This is a genomic window from Leucobacter sp. gxy201 (genome assembly GCF_051043335.1).
Classification (GTDB): Bacteria; Actinomycetota; Actinomycetes; order Actinomycetales; family Microbacteriaceae; genus Leucobacter.
On sequence record NZ_JAMXWS010000001.1, the window covers coordinates 177603 to 196544 of the forward strand.

Here is an 18942-nt window from a genome sequence, read left to right on the forward strand (position 1 = left end):
CTGCAGCAACGCCGTGCCTCTGCGCGGTATTCCTGCGGCGCACCGCATTATTCTGGATGCGGCTGTGCGAACCCGACCGCAGTTCACCCACCCCGATGCACCCTGGAGGCGCAGATGTTCGTAGTCACGACCAACGATGTACCCGGCTACCGGGTGACGCAGGTCTTCGGAGAAGTAATGGGCCTCACCGTTCGCTCGGCGAACTTCGGCCAGAACTTCACCGCAGGTTTCCGCTCGCTCGGCGGCGGCGAGATGACCGAGTACACGCAGGTCATCTACGAGTCGCGGTGGGAGGTCATGCAGCGCATGTGGACCGAGGCGCAGCAGCGCGGGGCGAACGCCGTGATCGGTATGCGCTTCGACTCGGGAGCCATCGGCAACTTCACCGAGTTCTGCGCCTACGGCACTGCGGTCGTCATCGAGCCGATCGAGCCGACCGCCCCCGCCGCGCCGGCGCAGTAGCCGCAGGCGCCCATGCGCGCTCGGGCGTGATCTGCCGGAGCGCCCCTCTCCCGTGGAGCCGTATGCACCACCGCTAGTGCGCGGTTGGTGCGTACGGCTCCACGTTTCGGTTCCGGGGTCGCGCACCTCCGGTTTTGCTCCGGTGGGAGTTGCGTGGGAGGATGCGTGCACCGTCTTCGATGGAAGGAAACGCAATGGCGCGTGAAGCTACTCCACAGACCCCTCGAACCGCAGCAGCGGGGGCCGACGCCTCCGCGGGCGCAGCGCCCCCGGCCGCCGGGGCGGTGAAGCCCGCTGCGAAACCCGTGGCGAAGAAGACCGTTGCCGTCCGGAAGCCCGCCGCGAAGCCCGCGGCCGCGAAGCCCGCCGCGAAGCCCGCGGCCGCGAAGACCACCGCGAAGCCCGCGGCCGCGAAGACCACCGCGAAGCCCGTCGCGAAGAAGACCACCGCGAAACCCGCGGCGAAGAAGACCGTCGCGAAGCCGGCCGGGGCCGCGGCCCCGACGACCGCGGCAGCGCCTGCCGTGCCGGCCGCGTCGAAGAGCCAGTCGACCGCGAAGGGCGGGGCGATGCTGCCCCCGGCGGCGGGAGCCGCGCAGACGGCCCCGGCGCCCGGCCTCAAGGGCGGTGCGCTCAAGGGCGGCGCTGCGAAAGGCGGTTCCCTGACGGGCACCGGAACGGACGCCCCTCCGCTCGAACGCAAGAAGCGCCGCCGCTCGAAGCGCCAGACCGCTCCGGGGCCGATCTCGATCGGTCGCAGCGGCTGGACCAAGCTCAAGAACATCTCCGAGATCAGGCATTACTTCCGTACGAGCGAGACGCCGGTGTTCTTCATCGGCGCGACGGCCTTCAACCTGCTCGGTCTCGACCGGTGGGTGCGCGGCTTCTCGTACATCGCCTACTACGACAGCTGGGACGGCAATCACCCGCGCGTCTTCACGCCGGCGCACAAGCCGCACGTCGACTTCCAGAGCGGCGAAGACATCAACAACTGGCTGCTGCGCAACCACGAAGTGCGCGCCCACATCGAGAGCCGTACCCCGCCCGGGGTGCGCCCGAAGGTGGTCATGGTCTTCTTCGACGAGGAGACCGAGCGCATCTGCGAGGAGCTCGACTACGAGCTGATCCTGCCGAGCCATGCGCTGCGCGAGCGGCTCGACTCGAAGATCGTCACCACGCAGATCGCCGACTCGGTGGGCGTGCCGAGCGTGCCGAACGCGCTGACGCAGGTCGCCGGCTGGGACGAGCTCGTCACGGTCGCCGACGAGGCAGGGCTCGGGCAGGATCTGGTGATCCAGACCGCCTACGGCGATTCGGGCAAGACGACGTACTTCGTGACGAGCGAGGCCGAGTTCGCCGCGATCGCCGATGAGGTGACCGACGTCGAGATCAAGGTGATGAAGCGCATCAACCATCGGCCGATCGCGATCGAGGCGGTGCTCACCCGGCACGGCACCATCGTCGGCCCGTGCATGACCGAGATCACGGGGCACCGCGAGCTCACCCCGTACCGCGGCGGCTGGGCGGGCAACGAGATGTTCCCGACCGTGCTCGACGACGAGAGCCGCCACGAGGCGATCAGGCTCGTGCGCACGCTCGGCGATCGGCTCGGCAAGGAGGGGTACCGCGGCTTCTTCGAGGTCGATGTGCTGCTCGACACCGACACGGGCGACGTCTATCTCGGCGAGCTGAACCCGCGCGTGAGCGGGGCCTCGGCGATCACGAATGTCACCGCCGGCGCCTACGCCGACATGCCGCTGTTCGCGTTCCACCTGCTCGAGTACTCGGGCATCGACTTCGAGATCGACATGGACGAGATCAACAAGCGGTGGGAGGAGCTTGCCTCTGAGGACGAGTGGAGCCACATGGTGATCAAGCACACCTCCGACTCGGTCGAGCTCATCGACGTCGCGCCGCGCACCGGCCGCTACGTCATCGCCCAGGACGGTTCGCTCGTGTACAGCAACCCGAGCCTCGACTGGCATTCGCTGCGCACCGACCGCGAGGCCTTCTACCTGCGCATCTACAATGCGGGCGATTACCGCTGGAAGGGGTCGGACCTCGGCATCCTCGTGACGAAGGGGTACCTCGAGGGCGACCACGGCGGGCTCACCCTGCATGCGAAGTATCTGATCGACGCGATCCGGGGCATGTACCGAACGACCGTCATCGAGCAGGGCGGTGAATCGCCGAAGAACGGTTCGGCGAAGGGATGACGGGCGCCTCCCGGGCGAACGCGGGGCGAATCCGCGGGGTGGGATACTGGAAGAATGCCCGCTGACTTCGATCCGATCACGCCCGCAGCGGCAGCCGGGGCGGCCGATTACGGCTACCCGCCGGCGACCGGCGCGATTCCGGTCGTGCCGCCCGTGGTGCCCGCGGCCCCCGCAGCACCGATCCCGGCAGCCACAGGGATCCCTGCCGTGCCCGTTGCGCCTGCCGTGCCCGTGCCCGTCCCTGACCCGAGCCCGCCGACCGGCGCCATCATGGTGCCCGGCGCGCCGACCGGGGACCCGGGGCGGGTCGCGTACCCGCCGCCGCTCGACCAGTGGCAGTTCGCCCCGTACCTGCGATGGTCGATGCAGAACATCGAGACGTTCCTGCCCGTGCACAAGATCGCGCGCGGCGAGCGGACGAGCGACTTCGGGTACCGGCAGGCCGAGCTGCGCAGCCTTACGGTCGCGCACCCGTGGGAGAACCGCGTGGCCTCGTTCGCCGACGTCATGGCGACGACCGAGGGCGACGGCTGGATGGTGCTGCACCGCGGCGAGATGGTCGGCGAGCAGTACTACGGCGACTACACGCGCGGCGGCATGCATCTGCTCATGTCGGTCTCGAAGTCGCTCACCGCGACGACCGCCGGCATCCTCGCGAGCTCGGGCGAGCTCGACCTCGATGCGCCCACGACGCGGTACGTGCCGCAGCTCGCGGGGTCGGGGTACGAGGGGTCGATCGTGCGCCACCTCGTCGACATGCGCACCGGGGTGAAGTTCTCGGAGGCGTATCTCGACGCCGACGCCGAGGTACGGCTGCTCGAAGAGGCCATCGGCTGGGCGCCGAAGCGGCACCCGCACGTGCCCGACAGCCTGCTCGGGTTCCTCGCGACCCTCGGTCAGAGCGGCCCGCACGGCGGCGCCTTCGACTACAAGTCGTGCGAGACCGACGCGCTCGGCTTCGTCATCGAGGGGGCGACCGGCCGGCACACCGCCGACGTCATGTCGGATCTGCTGTGGAAGCCGATGGGGGCAGAGTACGACGCCCACGTCGGTGTCGACAGCGTCGGCGGCGGCATGTTCGACGGCGGCGTCTCGGCGGCGATGCGCGACCTCGCCCGTTTCGGCCACCTGTTCGTGAACGGCGGCGTCGGGCTCGACGGCACCCGGGTGCTTCCCGAATCGTGGGTCGACGACACCTTCGCGGGCGGCGTCGATTCGCGCGAGGCGTTCGCGATGGCACTGGAGCCGACCATGATGCCGGGCGGCATGTATCGCAACGGCTTCTGGTTCCCGGGCGAGAGCGGCGACGTCATGCTCGCGCTCGGTATCCACGGCCAGATGATCTATATGAACCGCGCGACCGGCGTCGTCGGCGTGAAGGTGTCGAGCTGGCCGACCCCGCAGGCGGCCGAGAAGCTGTTCTGGACGCTGCGGGCATTCGACACCGCTTCGTGGTCGCTCGCGAGCGGCGCGGCCTGAGCCCGGCCGCCTCGGCGGCGCCCAGGCTCGGCTTCGTCCCTACTTCGGCACGGCGATCGTCGGTGCGCCGAGGCGGCGCACCCGGGGGAGGCCTGCGGCTCCCGGCCCGTCGGACGCCGCTTCGAGCAGCCAGGCTTCGCCGTTGAGCACGCGCGGCATCTCGTGGCCCGCGAGCTCCTCGAGCGCCGAGCGGATGAGGGCGCCGTGGGCGACGACGATCGAACCGGGCTGCTCGCGCAGAACGCGCCCGAAGGCGTCGGCGCCGCGGCGCGCGAGATCGTCGAGCGATTCTGCGCCCGGCACGTCGAGGCCGGGCCAGCGGGTCTGCGCCTCGGGTACCGGCAGCCCCTCGGCGGGGCCGAAGTCGCGCTCGAGTACGCCCGCATCGATGGCGGGGGCGTCGAGCCCGAGGGCTTCGGCGACGATAACCGCCGTTTCGACGGCGCGGCCGAGCGGCGACGCGATGACGCGGCTCCACGGGCCGGTGCCGACGAGCAGGGCCGCCGTTTCGGCGGCCTGCGCGCGGCCAACTGCGTTGAGCGGCACCTCCGTGCGCCCCTGGATACGGCGGGCCGAGTTCCAGTCGGTCTCGCCGTGCCGGATCACGACGATCGAATTGCTGCGCGATGCGTGAGTCGTCATACCGCTACCGTAGCCGGGGCGTCTGGGGTGTTCGTGATCATCCGCGGTCGTCGGCGATGACGAGCAGCTCGCCGACCTCGCACTCGAGCACCCGGCAGATCGCGGTGAGCGTCGAGAAGCGGATCGCCTTCGCGCGGTCGTTCTTCAGCACCGAGAGGTTCACGATGCTCACGCCGACGCGCTCGCTCAGTTCGGTGAGGGTCATGCCTCGCGCCGCGAGCAGCGCGTCGAGGCGGCAGCGGATCGCATGGGCCTCCTCGGGGGGCATCAGATCAGCCCCTCGGTGTCGCGCTGCAGCCGCTCGCCGATCGCGAAGACCGCGGCGATGAGGCCGCCCGCGAACGCGACGGCGATGTAGGTCGCCGGTTCGAAAGCGAACACGAGATTGTCGAGCTGCCGATCCGTCGCCCAGGCGACCGCCCCGTTCGCGAGCATCGTGCTGCACAGGTTCGCGATCGAGAAGCCGATGAGCCCGGTCAGCACGGCGGTCGTCACCAGGCGGGTATTGCGCCGGCTGAAGACGCGGCCGCTCAGGGTCGAATAGGCCAGGAGCGCGAGGCAGATCGCGATCGTCGCGGTCGTCAGCACGGTGACGATCGGGCCCGCCACTCCGGCGGCGAGGGAGACGCCGGGCAGCTCGGTCGCCCGGATGACGGCCGATTCGACCTCGACGGGCAGGCTGCCCGCGGCGCCGGTGGCGATCTCGGCCGGGGCTCCGGCGAATTGCACCTCGACCGGCACGGGCCCCGGCCCGAGCACCTCGATGATGCGGGCGGCACCGGCCGCCGCGGTCCAGACGGTGATGACGGCGCCGGCGACGATGAACGCCCAGAGCGACCATCGATCGCCGCGGGGCGGCACGTAGGGGGAGGTTGCGCGGCTCATGATCGTTCCTTATCGATTATCGTTGTTATCGCTTTTCGATAAATTAACGGATCGCACCCCGTCCTGTCAAGGGCCGGTAACGCCGACGGCGAACAGGGCCCCGCGACGCCGGGCCAGCCCGTAGCCTTGATGCATCGGCCGGAGTCGACCCGTCGACGCGACACCGGCCCCAGGAGGTAGAAGAGATGTTCGAGAGATTCACCGATCGCGCCCGCCGTGTGGTCGTCCTCGCCCAGGAAGAGGCGAAGATGCTCAACCACAACTACATCGGCACCGAGCACATCCTGCTCGGCCTCATCCACGAGGGCGAGGGCGTCGCAGCGAAGGCCCTCGAGCAGCTCGATATCTCGCTCGACGCCGTGCGCGCGCAGGTGACCGACATCATCGGCACCGGCCAGCAGCCGCCGGCCGGCCACATCCCCTTCACGCCCCGCGCGAAGAAGGTGCTCGAGCTGAGCCTGCGCGAGGCCCTGCAGCTCGGCCACAACTACATCGGCACCGAGCACATCCTGCTCGGCCTCATCCGCGAGGGCGAGGGCGTCGCCGCCCAGGTGCTCGTGAAGCTCGGGGCCGACCTGAACCGCGTGCGCCAGACCGTCATCCAGCTGCTGTCGGGCTACCAGGCCGGCAAGGAGAGCGCGACCGTCGGCGCCCCCGAGCAGCAGGGCGAGACCAAGGGCTCGCAGGTGCTCGACAACTTCGGCCGCAATCTCACGCAGGCCGCCCGCGAGGGCAAGCTCGACCCGGTCATCGGGCGCGAGAAGGAGGTCGAGCGGGTCATGCAGATCCTCTCGCGCCGCACCAAGAACAATCCCGTGCTGATCGGCGAGCCCGGCGTCGGCAAGACCGCCGTCGTCGAGGGCCTCGCTCAGGCCATCGTCAAGGGCGAGGTGCCCGAGACGCTGAAGGACAAGCAGGTCTACGTGCTCGACCTGTCGTCGATGATCGCGGGCAGCCGCTATCGCGGCGATTTCGAGGAGCGCCTGAAGAAGGTCACCAAGGAGATCCGCAACCGCGGCGACATCATCATCTTCATCGACGAGATCCACACCCTCGTCGGCGCGGGTGCCGCCGAGGGCGCGATCGACGCCGCGAACATCCTGAAGCCCATGCTGGCCCGCGGCGAGCTGCAGACCATCGGCGCGACCACGCTCGACGAGTTCCGCAAGCACTTCGAGAAGGATGCGGCTCTCGAACGCCGCTTCCAGCCGATCATGGTGAACGAGCCGTCGCTGCCGCATTCGATCAACATCCTGAAGGGCCTGCGCGACCGCTACGAGGCGCACCACAAGGTCTCCATCACCGACGGTGCGATCGTCGCCGCGGTGAATCTCGCCGACCGCTACGTGCAGGATCGCTTCCTGCCCGACAAGGCCATCGACCTGATCGACGAGGCCGGCGCGCGCCTGCGGCTGTCGATCCTCTCATCGCCGCCCGAGCTGCGCGAATTCGACGAGAAGATCGCGGTCGTGCGCGCCGATAAGGAGCATGCGATCGAGGAGCAGGACTTCGAGAAGGCCGCCGGCAAGCGCGACGAGGAGAAGAAGCTCATCGCCGAGCGCCTGCGTCTCGAGAAGCAGTGGCGCGCCGGCGACGTCGCCACCCACGCCGAGGTCGATGAGGGTCTGATCGCCGAGGTGCTCGCCCAGGCGACCGGCATCCCCGTCTTCAAGCTCACCGAAGAGGAGACCTCGCGCCTCCGCTTCATGGAGGAGGCGCTGCACCAGCGCGTCATCGGCCAGAACGAGGCCATCTCGGCTCTCGCGAAGACGATCCGCCGCCAGCGCGCGGGTCTCAAGGATCCGAAGCGCCCTTCGGGCTCGTTCATCTTCGCCGGCCCCACGGGCGTCGGCAAGACCGAACTCGCGAAGGCGCTCGCCGAGTTCCTCTTCGACGACGAGGACGCGCTGATCTCGCTCGACATGTCGGAGTACGGCGAGAAGCACACCGTGTCGCGCCTCTTCGGCGCCCCTCCCGGGTTCGTCGGCTTCGAAGAGGGCGGCCAGCTCACCGAGCGCGTGCGCCGCAAGCCGTTCTCGGTCGTGCTGTTCGACGAGATCGAGAAGGCTCACCCCGACATCTTCAACTCGCTGCTGCAGATCCTCGAGGAGGGTCGCCTGACCGACGGCCAGGGCCGCGTCGTCGACTTCAAGAACACCGTCATCATCATGACCACGAACCTCGGTTCGTCGGCGATCGCGGGCGGCCCGGTGGGCTTCCAGATCGAGGGCGACACCCAGATCGGCTACGACATGATGAAGGGCAAGGTCAACGAGGAGCTGAAGAAGCACTTCAAACCCGAGTTCCTGAACCGCGTCGACGACACGATTGTGTTCCCGCAGCTCACGAAGGCCGAGCTGCTGCAGATCGTCGACCTCTTCGTGAAGCAGCTGAAGGATCGCCTGCTCGATCGCGACATGCATATCGAGGTCGCGCAGGCCGCGCGCGAGCGCCTGGCCGAGGTCGGTTACGACCCGACGCTCGGCGCCCGCCCGCTGCGCCGCGCGCTCCAGCGCGAGATCGAAGACCGCCTCTCCGAGCAGATCCTCGGCGCCGAGCTGCTCGCCGGCGACCTGGTGAAGGTCGACTTCGTCGACGGGGCGTTCACCTTCGAGACCGAGCGCGCGAGTGAGAAGGAGCACGGCAAGACCTCGGCCTCCTCGGCCGCCGCCGTGGCTTCGACCGCCGCGACGCCCGGCACGGCCGAGTAGCGCAGCGCGAGACGAGCCGAGAACCCCGGAGCGCCCCTGGCCTCCGGGGTTCTCGCCGTTCCGGGCCGCGCGGCACCGGCACCGCTCACTATGCTGGAGGGATGAACGCGACCGAGCCCATCAGCATTCGCAGCGCGCGCACCAGCGATGTGCCCCGCATCGTCGCGCTCATGGAGCCGCTCGTCGCGAAGCGCATCCTGCTCGGCAAGGACCTCGTCGACCTCTACGCGGCCGTGCCCGAGTTCCTCGTCGCGGTCGTCGATGCGCCGGAGGGTGAAGAGATCATCGGCTACGGCGCCGTGCACGTCATGTGGGAGCAGCTCGGCGAGGTGCGCACGCTCGGCGTTTCGCAGCAGTACCTCGGGCGGGGCATCGGTCACCTGCTGCTCGAGGCGCTGTCCGATCGCGCCCGCGCGCTCGGACTCACCCAGCTGTTCTGCCTGACCTTCGAGACCGACTTCTTCGGCCGGCACGGCTTCGACGTCGTGAGCGAGAACGCCGAGCTCGTCGCGGCCGAAGTCTACGCCGAGCTGCTGCGCTCGAACGACGAGGGCGTCGCGGAGTTCCTCGACCTCGCCCGCGTGAAGCCGAACACGCTCGGCAACACGCGCATGCTGAAGCACCTGTAACCGAGGCGGGCCGGATACGCTGGCGACATGTCGAAGTCGCCGAGAGCCCCCGAGGACGCGGGACACGAGCGTGCATCAGAACGATCGGGCACGATGGGCGCGCTGCGCAACCCCGTCGGCCCGAAGGCGCGCGGCGTGTACCTCAGACGGCGCCTGCTCGTGCTCGCCGGATTCATCGCGATCGTCGCGGTCGTCGTACTGGTCTTCCTGAAACCCGGGTCGAGCGGCGGCGCCCGCAACGCCTCGCAGGTGGAGGTGCCGGCCGACCTGCCGCGCGAGACGCCGGCGCCCGAGGGCGAGGTCGCCGCCTGCGCCCCGACCCAGCTGGCAGTCGTGCCGCTGACCGACAAGTCCGGGTACGCCGAGGGCGAGGACCCGCAGCTCTCGCTCACGGTCGAGAACACCGGCACCGAGCCCTGCTCGGCCGACCTCGGCACGGCCGGCATGACCTTCGCCATCACGAGCGGCGAAGACGAGGTCTGGCGCTCCGTCGACTGCCAGGAGAACCCGAAGAGCCTCGCGGTCGTGCTCGACCCGGGCAAGCCCCTCACGAGCGAGACGGTGCCGTGGGTGCGCGAGCGCTCCGACCCCGAGACCTGCGGCATCGAGCGCGAGAAGGTGCCGGCCGCCGGCGCCTCGTACCACCTCGTCGCCACCGCGGGCGGGGTCACGGGCACCGACACCGCTCAGTTCCTGCTGTACTGACGGCCCGCCCGGCCCCGCGCCGCCCGTTCGGGGCCCGTTCGTACGGCCTCTCCGCGGGGCCGGTCGCGCCGCACCGCGCTGCGAGAGGGCGAATGCTGCAGATCGGTAAAATTCCAGCTCGAGCCCGCCGCCCCGAGTCGAAACGGGGTTATGGTGATGCTATGGAGAAGAAACTGAGAGCATCTGAGACCGGTATCCGGGTGGAGATCCTCGATGGCACGAACGAAGCCGTCGGTGTCGACAAGCTCGTCGATGACTTCTTGCATGACAAGGTCGACGACGCGCTGCGCGATCTGCACGAACCCCATCGCGAAAGCGAGGCAGCGGCCGAATAATGCGCCCGAGGCCGAGGGGTCTCATCACCCGACGGCCGGCGACCGCAGCTCCTCGACCCGCAGCGCCAGCCACAGCTCGGCGCGGTCGTCGGCGCTCGCGAGAGAACGGTCGGTGATGCGCTCGATGCGTGCGATGCGATCCCGCAGCGTATTGCGGTGAATGCCGAGCGCCGCCGCGGTCGGCCCGCGCTGACCGTCGGCGGTGAAGAGCGCGACGAGGGTGTCGCGCAGCGTTGCGCGGTCGGCCGTCGACAGGTCGCCGCCGGTTTCAGCGCCATCGCCGGCCCCGCGCGAGAGCGCGCCGAGCACGCGCAGGGCGAGCCGCTCGCCCGCGCCGGGAAGCTCGAGCAAGGCCTCGATCACGGGGGTCTCGCGGTCGGCCCAGACGGCGGCGGGCGTGCGCGGCGTCTCGTACAGCGGGTCGGTGAGCGACAGCGACCGCAGCCCGGCACGCGCCGAGCGGGCGCTGATGGCGGCGTCCTCGAGCGGCACGGGCCGGCCGATGACGGCGTCGAGGCCGTGGTGGGCGGTCGCCGCGATCGCGCGCTGCAGCCGGTCGTCGATATCGGCGCACAGCTGCCAGGCGAGGGCGAGGCCGCTCGCGTCGGGGTGCGCCCCGGGGTCGGGCGCAATGAGGCGGTCGGCGCCGGTGCGCGGCCGCCGGCGCCAGGCCGACACGTCTTCGGCGGCGCCCTGCACGGCGACCGCCCGCACTCGGGCCGGTAGGCGGAAGTCGGGGGAGAGCACCGCAGCAGCAGCCGGCGACTGGCTGCCGTCGAGCAGCCCCGCGGTCAGGCGCTCCCAGCGTTCGCGCTCGCGATTGGCGTCGGCGCGGTCGCCGCGCAGCCCGATACCGAGTACGATCGCGCCCGCCGCGATGACCGAGCGGCCGCTGGGGCTCAGCGGCTCCGAACCGGCGACGGCGAGCTGCAGCGTTCCCGCATCGTCGAGGTCGATGCGTTCGACGGCGCCGCTCGACGCGAGGGCCGCATACCGGCCGGTGCTCGCGATGCGGGAGCCGTCGGTGCCGATGAGTGCGAGGTGCCGGCCGGTGGCCTGCGCCATTGTGGCGAGCACCTCGGCGGGTTCGTGCTCGCCCCGCGACGCGTCGAGAATGCGCTGCGCGGCGCCGAGCGCGCTGCGGGTGGCGCGCAGCTCGTCCGAGCGCAGCAGTTCGGCGACGGCCTTGCTCACCGCGATGAACGGGGTCGGCAGCGGCACTTCGAAGAGCGCGACGCGGTAGGTGCTGGCGGCGCGCACGAGGGCGGGCGGCACGGCGTCGTGCGCGATGCCGATGCCGAAGCCGATAGCGGCGATGCGGGCGCGGCTGAGCCCGGCCGTGAAGTCGTGCCAGCGCCGGTCGTCGTGCGCGAGCGAGAGACCGGTGGTGAGGATCACCTCTCCGCCCTCGAGGTACGGCCCGAGGGCGAGCAGTTCGGTGATCGACACCCAGCTGATCTCGGGGTCGTCTGGCCCGGCCTGGATGAGGCGGAGCCCGAGCCCGGGGGCGGCGAGCAGCTGGGAGAGCGTGGTCATGATGCGATTCTTGCATATCCCGATCCCTCAGGACTGTGCAATGCTGCCCATGGATGCGTGTTGCGGCCGCCCTAGGCTGAGGGCATGGAAGCAGAAGCGCAAGCACCGCTCGCCGGCATTCGCGTGGCCGACTTCTCGCGAGTGCTCGCGGGGCCGCACGCCACGATGATGCTCGCAGATCTCGGGGCGGACGTCATCAAGATCGAGAGCCCCGAGGGCGACGGCACCCGCCAGTGGACGCCTCCGGTGAACGCCATCGGCCAGAGCACCTACTACGCGGGCGTCAACCGCGGCAAGCGCTCGGTCGTGTGCGATCTGCGCGACTCCGAGGGCCTCCGCACCGCGACCGAGCTCGCCCGCACCGCCGACGTCGTCATCGAGAATTTCAAGCCGGGCACCATGGCCCGCTTCGACCTCGACTACGAGCGCGTGGCCGCCGCGAACCCGGGAGTCGTCTACTGCTCGATCTCGGGCTTCGGCGACGGCGCCGGGGCCGACCTGCCGGGCTACGACCTGCTCGTGCAGGCCGTCGGCGGGCTCATGAGCATCACCGGACCGAGCGATGCCGAAGGCGGCGAGCCGCTGAAGGTCGGTGTGGCGCTCGTCGACATCCTCACCGGGCTCAACGCCGTCGTCGGCATCCAGGCCGCGCTGCGCGCTCGCGACGCAGAGCATGCAGCGGGCCGCGGCCAGCACGTGCGCATCACCCTGCTCGGGTCGCTGCTGTCGGCGCTCGCGAACCAGGCCTCCTCCACCCTCGAGACGGGCCGGTCGCCCGGGCGGCTCGGCAATGCGCACCCCTCGATCGCGCCGTACGAGACCTTCCGCACCGCCGATCAGACGCTCGCGCTCGCCGTGGGCACCGATGGACAGTTCGCGCGACTGTGCGAGACGCTCGGCGAGCCGGGCCTCGCGCGCGACGCCCGCTTCGCGACGAACGAGGCTCGCGTGGCCCACCGAGCCGAGCTGAAGCCCGCCCTCGAAGCCCGGCTCGTCACGCGCCCCGCCGCCGAATGGATCGACGCGTTCACCGCCGCGAACGTCCCCGCCGGCCGCGTGAACACGATCGGACAGGCCTTCGAGCTCGCCGAAACCCTCGGCCTCGACGTCGTCGCCGCCACCCCGGCCGCAGACGAGGCGGGCCGGCCGCAGCAGCTGCGATCGGTCGCGCTGCCCATCCACCTCTCGCGCACCCCCGCGCGCTACGGCACGCCGCCCCCGGCGCTCGGCGAGCACCAGGGCGCCGCATGGCTGCCCCGCTGACGCCGCCCGCCCAGCCCTGCGGTCGCAGCCTCACGAACCACACCGAAAGGACCCCATGAGCACCATCGACCAGCTCTTCGACGTCGCCGACTTCGTCACTGAAGAGGAGCGCGAGTGGCAGCTGCGCGCCCGCGAGTTCGCGACGACCCGCATCGCCCCCATCATCGACGAGGCGTTCGAGGAGCGCCGTCTGCCGACCGAGCTGCTGCCCGCCGTCGGCGAGTTCGGCGCCTTCGGCATGTACCTGCACGGATACGGGCTGCGCGGCGCCTCCTCCGTCGCGTACGGCCTCGTCGCGATGGAGTTCGAGGCCGTCGACTCCGGCTTCCGCACCGCGCTCTCGGTGCAGGGCTCGCTCGCCATGGGCGCCATCTCCAAGTTCGGCTCGGAGGATCAGAAGCAGCGCTGGCTGCCCGCGATGGGCCGCGGCGAGGCGATCGGCTTCTTCGGCCTCACCGAACCGCAGGGCGGCTCGGACCCCAACACGATGATCACGACCGCGCGGCGCGAGGGCGACCAGTGGGTGCTGAACGGCAAGAAGCGGTGGATCGGTCTCGCCTCGATCGCCGCGGTCGGCGTCATCTGGGCGAAGGACGAGGAGGGCGTCGTGCGCGGCTTCGTCGTGCCGACCGACACCCCGGGGTTCACCGCCACCGCGATCGAGAACAAGCTGTCGATGCGCGCCTCGCTGCAGTGCGAGATCGAGCTCGACGACGTGCGCCTGCCCGCCGACGCGATCCTGCCCGGTTCGAAGGGTCTCTCCTCGCCGTTCCAGTGCCTGAACGAGGCCCGCTACGGCATCGTCTGGGGCGTCATGGGAGCCGCCCGTTCGTGCCTCGAGGCCGCCGTCGAGCGCTCGCAGAGCCGCGAGGTGTTCGGCGCGCCGATCGGCGGCAAGCAGATCACGCAGGCGAAGCTCGCCGATATGTTCGTCGAGTACGAGAAGGGGCTGCTGCTCGCCCTGCACCTCGGCCGCCTCAAGGATGCGGGGCGCCTGAGCCACGGCCAGATCTCGGTCGGCAAGCTCAACAATGTGCGCGAGGCCATCAAGATCGCGGGCACCGCGCGCTCGATCCTCGGCGGCGACGGCATCACGAGCGACTTCCCGGTCATGCGCCACATGGCGAACCTCGAATCGGTGCGCACCTACGAGGGCACCGACGAGGTGCACCAGCTGGTCATCGGCCGCGAACTCACCGGCATCGCCGCGTTCTGAGCCGGGGCGCCGCGCATCTGCAGGGATCGCCGATCCCTGCAGATGTGCGAAGATGAGACCGTGACCGAGCAGAGCCCCGCCGACGCGCACGGCGCCCCCGACGCCGCCGGCGCCGCGGCCCCCCACGCGCGCGAGATGACCGATGTGCAATCGTGGCATCTGCCGCGGCTCATCATCGCCTGGGCCGTCGCCGCGATCTTCGGCGTGCTCATCACCGTGCTCGTGCCCGAGACGAGCCGCTTCCCCTGGCTCGTGCTCGCGATCGGCATCGCGACGCTCGTCACCTTCGCACTGCAGCTCGGCACCGCCCAGAAGGTCGGCTTCATCACGCGCACGGCGTTCAGCGTCGCGGGATCGGTCGTCGTCATCGCGGTGATCGACCTCATCAGCGCCCTCGTCTCGCTGCTATGATCGAACCATGCTCCTAGCTCTCGAACTCTTCTTCCTCGGGCTTCTCGGCCTGGCATCGCTGGCGATCGCTTGGGTCTCGGGAACGGTCATCTACAAGCTCTTCAAGGGCCAGCGCTGAACTTCCTCCAGCTGCCGGGCGCTGTCGCGGCCGACGGATACGGCGTCGCGATGCACTACGCCGCGCCGTTGCGCGAGCAGCGGGCGCTCGCCGCGGGCGAGGCGATCGTCGACCTGTCGCATCGCGGCATCGTCACCGTCACGGGTGCGGACCGGCTGAACTGGCTGCATGCGATGACGAGCCAGGGCCTCGCCCGGCTCGCTCCCGGCGAGGGCGTCGAAACGATGCTGCTCGACCCGAACGGGCGCATCCAGCACGCCATCCGCATGGTCGACGACGGCGAGACGAGCTGGCTGCTCGTCGATGAGGGCTCGGCCGAGGCGCTCGCCGCCTACCTGAACCGCATGCGCTTCGCGATGCGCGTCGAGGTCGCCGACGTGTCGGCCGACTACGCCGCCGTGCTCGCGTTCGCGGGCGACGCGGCAGCTGCCCTGAACGGGCTCGGCCCGGTCGTCGCCTGGCGGGACCCGTGGGCCTCGGTCGCACCGGGCGGTGTGCAGTACGCGCACAGCGCGGAGCACGCCGGCGCAGACTGGACGGCGACGCAGTTCGTCTTCGCCCGCACCGAGCTCGACAGCGTCGTCGCGCTCGTCTCGAGCGGCACCGTGCAGGCCGCGGGCCTCCTCGCACTCGATGCGCTCGAGGTGCGCGCCTGGCGGCCGGCGCAGCACGGCGACGTCGATGAGCGTTCGATCCCGCACGAGTTCGACTGGTTGCGCACCGCGGTGCACCTCACGAAGGGCTGCTACCGCGGCCAGGAGACGGTCGCGAAGGTGCACAACCTCGGCCACCCGCCGCGGCGGCTCGTGCTGCTGCACCTCGACGGCTCGGCCGGCGAACTGCCCGTCCCAGGAGCGCTCGTCTACCCGGACGGGAAGGCCGCAGACCCGGATGCCCGCCCGGTCGGGCGCATCACCCGTGCCGCACTGCACTACGAGTGGGGGCCGATCGCGCTCGCCCTGGTGAAGCGGTCGGTCGCCGAGGATGCGCTGCTCGAGGTGCGCGGAGGCGCCGCGGGCGCCGATCCCGCAGCCGCGGTGCTCGAAACGCTCGCCGCATCGCAGGAGGTCATCGTGCCGGCGGATGCGGGTGCGACCCGCCGTGTGCCGCGCCTCAAGCGGCTCTGAACCGGCGAGTCGCCGCCGCTAGACTGGGGCGTATGACGAATACGCTGATCCTTCTCCGTCACGGCCAGAGCGAGTGGAACCAGAAGAACCTCTTCACCGGCTGGGTCGATGTCAGGCTCACCGACCAGGGCCGCGGCGAAGCGGCCCGGGCGGGCGAGCTGCTCGCAGAATCGGGCCTGCTGCCCGATGTGCTGCACACCTCGGTGCTGAGCCGCGCCATTCAGACGGCCAACCTCGCGCTCGAGAGCGCCGACCGGCTGTGGGTGCCGGTGCGCCGCTCGTGGCGCCTGAACGAGCGCCACTACGGCGCGCTGCAGGGCCTCGATAAGACCGAGACGCTGCAGAAGTACGGCGAAGAGCAGTTCATGGAATGGCGCCGTTCGTTCGACACCCCGCCGCCCGTGCTCGACGACGCGAGCGAGTGGTCGCAGGCGAACGACCCGCGCTACGCCGGTATCGACGGCGAGCAGCCGCGCACCGAGTGCCTGAAAGACGTCATCGAGCGCATGCTGCCCTACTGGCAGAACTCGATCGTGCCCGATCTGAATGCGGGCAATACCGTGCTCGTCACGGCCCACGGCAACTCGCTGCGCGCGCTCGTGAAGCACCTCGAGGGCATCTCGGACGCCGACATCGCATCGCTGAACATCCCGACCGGCATGCCGCTCGTCTACGACATCGCGGAAGACGGCACCGCCGTAGGCAAGGGCCGCTACCTCGACCCCGAGGCCGCCGCAGCCGGCGCTGCCGCGGTCGCAGCTCAGGGCAAGTAGTCCCGGGAACGGGTGAGGCCCCCTTCGCGCGAAGGGGGCCTCACCCGTACGGTTCAGCGGCGCGGGCGCGAGCCCGTCAGCCGAGGGGAGCCGGGCTCACCGTTCGTCGTCGTCCTCAGCGTTGTACTTGCTCGCGTACTCCGCCCAAGGGTCCTCTTCAGGACGTTGCTGCGGCGCCTCCGATGCGAGCTCGCGCTCGAGATCGGAATAGTTCGTCGCGGGGCTGAAGTACTTCAGCTCCCGTGCAACCTTGGTGTGCTTTGCCTTCTGACGGCCGCGCCCCATGCGTGACCCCCTTACACATTCGGGCCCCGCGAGTTTTTGGACTTCGCGAGGCAGGTACTCAACTGAAATAGACGTATAGGGGCGATTCTAGCATGATGGAGCACTCCACCACCGCCGTTTCGGGCTCTGTGCGCTGTGGGCGAAGTCTGAAAGCACCGCCGACGCGCGCGTACATTACTATTGGGGCATGAGCACCGAGTCTGGGCGCGGTCGAGCGACCCGCATCGCGCTCATCGCGCTGCTCGCAGTGGCCGTCATGGTGCTGGCGGTGGTGATCGCCGTGCTGCTGCCGATCCTCACGCACACGAGCGCGGGCGGCTCGGGCCAGCAGGTGCCGACCGACTTCGTTTCGTCGTCGCAGGCGACCGGCGACGACGGGCGAGTGCGCGAGCTGCGCGTCGAGAGCGCCGACGGCGCACCGGCCGATCTCGGCGCGGTCGCCGCCGGCGATACGTTCGCCATCACCGGATCCGGCTTCGATGCCGGCATCGGCATATACGTCTCGGTCTGCGCGATCCCGGACACGCCCGCGCAGAAGCCGGGACCCTGCCTCGGAGGCATCCCCGAGGGAGCGGAGGAGGGGAACGCTGCGACGGAGGACCTCACGAGCGCCTGGGTCACCGACGACTGGGCCTGGCGCGCCTTCGCGACCCACCGGTACTCCGTCGCCTCGGCAGGGACGTTCGCAGTCGAGCTGACCGTGCCGGCGGCCGCGAGCAACGGCATCGACTGCCGCGAGACGCGCTGCGCCATCACGACGCGGGCCGACCACACGGCGAGCGACGACCGGGCGCAGGACATGCTGCTGCCCGTGCGCTACGCCGACTGACGCCGCGCCGTCCGCACGGGCTACGCGGAGAGCGGGCCGAGCACCAGCGTCGCGACCGTGGTGATCGCGAGCCCCGCGAGCGCGCCGATCACGGTGCCGTTGATGCGGATGAACTGCAGATCCTTACCGACCTGCAACTCGATCTTCTCGGCCGCCTCGCGCGCGTCCCAGCGCTGCACGGTCTCCGACACCACGTTCGCGAGGTCGTGGCGGTAGCGTCGCACGAGGTGCTCCACGACCTCCATCACCCAGACATCGATCTTGAACTGCAGCGTGGGGTCGTCGCGCAGACGCTGACCGAAATCGACGAGCGCCCGGGTCATGCGCAGGCGCAGCTCGCTCCCCGGATCGCCGAGCATCTCGACGAGCGCCGCCCGCGCGGTGTCCCAGGTCGCCGACGCGAGCGCTCGGATGCGCGGGCTGTCGAAGACGTCGTGCTTGAACTCCTCGAGCTGCTGCTGCAGGCGCTCCTGGTGCTGCAGATCCTCCGCGAGATCGGTGAGGAAGCGGGTGATGGCGGCGCGCGCCGGATGCCCGGGCTCCGTCGCCACGGCTTCGGCGAAGCGCACGGCCTCGGCGTGCAGCCGCTGGTCGAGGAAGCGGTCGACGATGCTCGGCACCCAGGTCGGCATGCGCGACGAGAGCACGCTGTCGAAGGCGTCGGGGTGCGCTACCAGCCACTCGCCGAGGCGGTGCGCCGCGATCTCGACGAGTGCCTCGTGGTGGCCCTCGGCGACGAACGACGCCGTCGCGCGGCCGAAGAGCGGCCCCCATTCCGGGTCGACGACGTGGCGCCGCACGAGCGACTCGACGAGCTCCTGCACATCGTTGTCGTCGAGCACCGTCAGCGCCCCGAGCGCCGCATCCGAGATCATCTCGGCCACGCGCTCCGCGTGGCCCGATCCCTGGAGCCAGTTGCCCGCCATGCGCGCCCCGCTGATCTCGGAGAGCTTGTCGTGCACGACGTCGTCAGCGAGAAAGTTCTCCTCGATGAACGAGCCGAGGCCCTCGCCGATGTCGTCCTTGCGATTCGCGATCAGATTCGTGTGGGGGATGGGCAGCCCGAGCGGGTGGCGGAACAGCGCCGTGACCGCGAACCAGTCGGCGAGCGCGCCGACCATGCCGCCCTCGCTCGCGGCGCGCACGTACCCGAGCCACGGCAGCCGCTCCTGCAGCATGAACGAGACGACGAACACGACGAGCATGCCGAGCAGCAGTGCGACGGCCACGCCCTGCATGCGGCGCAGCGACGCGAGGCGTTCGAAGTCCGCCGGGGTAGTGGCTCCGAGAGTACGACGGTTCGCGATCAGGGGCATCCCT

At 70.3% G+C, this 18942-nt stretch carries 19 protein-coding genes; 13 read left to right on the forward strand and 6 right to left on the reverse strand.

The annotated features are described in order from the left end of the window. The first annotated feature begins 114 nt into the window (after window positions 1-114). The 3 genes from NHL51_RS00745 (at window position 115) to NHL51_RS00755 (ending at window position 4157) form a co-directional block, all read left to right on the forward strand. Entirely contained in the window at window positions 115-462 is a 348-nt protein-coding gene (locus NHL51_RS00745) for a YbjQ family protein (RefSeq protein ID WP_434141034.1), read from the forward strand. 194 nt (window positions 463-656) lie between these two features. After that, a complete protein-coding gene (locus tag NHL51_RS00750; RefSeq protein ID WP_434141036.1) occupies window positions 657-2678 on the forward strand; it encodes a biotin carboxylase in 2022 nt (673 codons plus the stop codon). A gap of 54 nt (window positions 2679-2732) precedes the next feature. Next, window positions 2733-4157, forward strand: a complete 1425-nt coding sequence (locus NHL51_RS00755; RefSeq protein ID WP_434141038.1) for a serine hydrolase domain-containing protein — start codon at window positions 2733-2735, stop codon at window positions 4155-4157. Window positions 4158-4196: 39 nt separating this feature from the next. Here NHL51_RS00755 and NHL51_RS00760 read toward each other — a convergent pair whose 3' ends face one another. From NHL51_RS00760 to NHL51_RS00770, 3 genes are read right to left on the reverse strand one after another with little or no spacing between them, the layout of a single operon-like run. Then, a complete protein-coding gene (locus tag NHL51_RS00760) occupies window positions 4197-4799 on the reverse strand; it encodes a histidine phosphatase family protein (RefSeq protein WP_434141040.1) in 603 nt (200 codons plus the stop codon). A gap of 37 nt (window positions 4800-4836) precedes the next feature. Then, window positions 4837-5067, reverse strand: a complete 231-nt coding sequence (locus NHL51_RS00765; RefSeq protein ID WP_434141042.1) for a helix-turn-helix domain-containing protein — start codon at window positions 5065-5067, stop codon at window positions 4837-4839. Next, window positions 5067-5684 (reverse strand): hypothetical protein, encoded by a 618-nt coding sequence (locus NHL51_RS00770; RefSeq protein ID WP_434141044.1) that lies wholly within the window; start codon window positions 5682-5684, stop codon window positions 5067-5069. Before NHL51_RS00770 ends, NHL51_RS00765 begins: the two co-directional genes overlap by 1 nt. 185 nt (window positions 5685-5869) lie before the next feature. Between NHL51_RS00770 and NHL51_RS00775 the strand changes: the two genes are divergently transcribed. The 4 genes from NHL51_RS00775 to NHL51_RS00790 all read left to right on the forward strand — a co-directional run bounded on the left by NHL51_RS00775 (window position 5870) and on the right by NHL51_RS00790 (window position 10064). Continuing rightward, a complete protein-coding gene (locus NHL51_RS00775; protein ID WP_434141046.1) occupies window positions 5870-8395 on the forward strand; it encodes an ATP-dependent Clp protease ATP-binding subunit in 2526 nt (841 codons plus the stop codon). A 101-nt stretch (window positions 8396-8496) separates the two neighbouring features. Next, window positions 8497-9024 (forward strand): amino-acid N-acetyltransferase, encoded by a 528-nt coding sequence (locus tag NHL51_RS00780; RefSeq protein ID WP_434141048.1) that lies wholly within the window; start codon window positions 8497-8499, stop codon window positions 9022-9024. Between the two features lie 27 nt (window positions 9025-9051). Next, window positions 9052-9729 carry a hypothetical protein gene (locus NHL51_RS00785; RefSeq protein ID WP_434141050.1) on the forward strand — a complete coding sequence of 226 codons (678 nt, stop codon included), beginning with the start codon at window positions 9052-9054 and terminating at the stop codon, window positions 9727-9729. 161 nt (window positions 9730-9890) lie between these two features. Then, window positions 9891-10064 (forward strand): hypothetical protein, encoded by a 174-nt coding sequence (locus NHL51_RS00790; protein WP_434141052.1) that lies wholly within the window; start codon window positions 9891-9893, stop codon window positions 10062-10064. A 24-nt stretch (window positions 10065-10088) separates the two neighbouring features. Here NHL51_RS00790 and NHL51_RS00795 read toward each other — a convergent pair whose 3' ends face one another. Then, window positions 10089-11600, reverse strand: a complete 1512-nt coding sequence (locus tag NHL51_RS00795) for a PucR family transcriptional regulator (RefSeq protein WP_434141054.1) — start codon at window positions 11598-11600, stop codon at window positions 10089-10091. A gap of 84 nt (window positions 11601-11684) precedes the next feature. Here NHL51_RS00795 and NHL51_RS00800 point away from each other — a divergent pair, with 84 nt between their 5' ends. The 5 genes from NHL51_RS00800 to NHL51_RS00820 all read left to right on the forward strand — a co-directional run bounded on the left by NHL51_RS00800 (window position 11685) and on the right by NHL51_RS00820 (window position 16508). Then, window positions 11685-12863 carry a CaiB/BaiF CoA transferase family protein gene (locus NHL51_RS00800; RefSeq protein ID WP_434141055.1) on the forward strand — a complete coding sequence of 393 codons (1179 nt, stop codon included), beginning with the start codon at window positions 11685-11687 and terminating at the stop codon, window positions 12861-12863. 55 nt (window positions 12864-12918) lie between these two features. Next, window positions 12919-14079 carry an acyl-CoA dehydrogenase family protein gene (locus tag NHL51_RS00805; protein WP_434141056.1) on the forward strand — a complete coding sequence of 387 codons (1161 nt, stop codon included), beginning with the start codon at window positions 12919-12921 and terminating at the stop codon, window positions 14077-14079. 60 nt (window positions 14080-14139) lie between these two features. Continuing rightward, window positions 14140-14490 (forward strand): hypothetical protein, encoded by a 351-nt coding sequence (locus tag NHL51_RS00810; protein ID WP_434141058.1) that lies wholly within the window; start codon window positions 14140-14142, stop codon window positions 14488-14490. A gap of 114 nt (window positions 14491-14604) precedes the next feature. Then, window positions 14605-15735: a YgfZ/GcvT domain-containing protein gene (locus tag NHL51_RS00815; protein ID WP_434141669.1), complete on the forward strand. Its 1131-nt coding sequence runs from the start codon at window positions 14605-14607 to the stop codon at window positions 15733-15735. A 32-nt stretch (window positions 15736-15767) separates the two neighbouring features. After that, the gene (locus NHL51_RS00820) at window positions 15768-16508 is read left to right on the forward strand and encodes a phosphoglyceromutase (RefSeq protein WP_434141059.1); all 741 of its coding nucleotides are present in this window, start codon (window positions 15768-15770) and stop codon (window positions 16506-16508) included. A 96-nt stretch (window positions 16509-16604) separates the two neighbouring features. Here the strand turns inward: NHL51_RS00820 and NHL51_RS00825 are convergent, their stop codons facing one another. Further along, on the reverse strand, window positions 16605-16793 hold the full coding sequence (locus NHL51_RS00825; RefSeq protein ID WP_434141060.1) for a DUF3073 domain-containing protein: 189 nt from the start codon (window positions 16791-16793) through the stop codon (window positions 16605-16607). 187 nt (window positions 16794-16980) lie between these two features. On the opposite strand from NHL51_RS00825, the gene NHL51_RS00830 reads away from it, so the two are divergent. Beyond that, the gene (locus tag NHL51_RS00830; protein WP_434141061.1) at window positions 16981-17622 is read left to right on the forward strand and encodes a hypothetical protein; all 642 of its coding nucleotides are present in this window, start codon (window positions 16981-16983) and stop codon (window positions 17620-17622) included. Between the two features lie 20 nt (window positions 17623-17642). On the opposite strand, the gene NHL51_RS00835 is transcribed toward NHL51_RS00830, so the two are convergent. Next, window positions 17643-18938, reverse strand: a complete 1296-nt coding sequence (locus tag NHL51_RS00835; protein WP_434141063.1) for a DUF445 domain-containing protein — start codon at window positions 18936-18938, stop codon at window positions 17643-17645. Between the last annotated feature and the right edge of the window lie 4 nt (window positions 18939-18942).

Coding starts and splice junctions, on each gene's coding strand:
- NHL51_RS00755 (WP_434141038.1), top strand. CDS start 2,733: ATGCCCGCTGACTTCGATCCGATCACGCCCGCAGCGGCAGCCGGGGCG.
- NHL51_RS00760 (WP_434141040.1), bottom strand. CDS start 4,799: ATGACGACTCACGCATCGCGCAGCAATTCGATCGTCGTGATCCGGCAC.
- NHL51_RS00795 (WP_434141054.1), bottom strand. CDS start 11,600: ATGACCACGCTCTCCCAGCTGCTCGCCGCCCCCGGGCTCGGGCTCCGC.
- NHL51_RS00745 (WP_434141034.1), top strand. CDS start 115: ATGTTCGTAGTCACGACCAACGATGTACCCGGCTACCGGGTGACGCAG.
- NHL51_RS00765 (WP_434141042.1), bottom strand. CDS start 5,067: ATGCCCCCCGAGGAGGCCCATGCGATCCGCTGCCGCCTCGACGCGCTG.
- NHL51_RS00790 (WP_434141052.1), top strand. CDS start 9,891: ATGGAGAAGAAACTGAGAGCATCTGAGACCGGTATCCGGGTGGAGATC.
- NHL51_RS00805 (WP_434141056.1), top strand. CDS start 12,919: ATGAGCACCATCGACCAGCTCTTCGACGTCGCCGACTTCGTCACTGAA.
- NHL51_RS00825 (WP_434141060.1), bottom strand. CDS start 16,793: ATGGGGCGCGGCCGTCAGAAGGCAAAGCACACCAAGGTTGCACGGGAG.
- NHL51_RS00775 (WP_434141046.1), top strand. CDS start 5,870: ATGTTCGAGAGATTCACCGATCGCGCCCGCCGTGTGGTCGTCCTCGCC.
- NHL51_RS00750 (WP_434141036.1), top strand. CDS start 657: ATGGCGCGTGAAGCTACTCCACAGACCCCTCGAACCGCAGCAGCGGGG.
- NHL51_RS00785 (WP_434141050.1), top strand. CDS start 9,052: ATGTCGAAGTCGCCGAGAGCCCCCGAGGACGCGGGACACGAGCGTGCA.
- NHL51_RS00780 (WP_434141048.1), top strand. CDS start 8,497: ATGAACGCGACCGAGCCCATCAGCATTCGCAGCGCGCGCACCAGCGAT.
- NHL51_RS00830 (WP_434141061.1), top strand. CDS start 16,981: ATGAGCACCGAGTCTGGGCGCGGTCGAGCGACCCGCATCGCGCTCATC.
- NHL51_RS00800 (WP_434141055.1), top strand. CDS start 11,685: ATGGAAGCAGAAGCGCAAGCACCGCTCGCCGGCATTCGCGTGGCCGAC.
- NHL51_RS00770 (WP_434141044.1), bottom strand. CDS start 5,684: ATGAGCCGCGCAACCTCCCCCTACGTGCCGCCCCGCGGCGATCGATGG.
- NHL51_RS00835 (WP_434141063.1), bottom strand. CDS start 18,938: ATGCCCCTGATCGCGAACCGTCGTACTCTCGGAGCCACTACCCCGGCG.
- NHL51_RS00820 (WP_434141059.1), top strand. CDS start 15,768: ATGACGAATACGCTGATCCTTCTCCGTCACGGCCAGAGCGAGTGGAAC.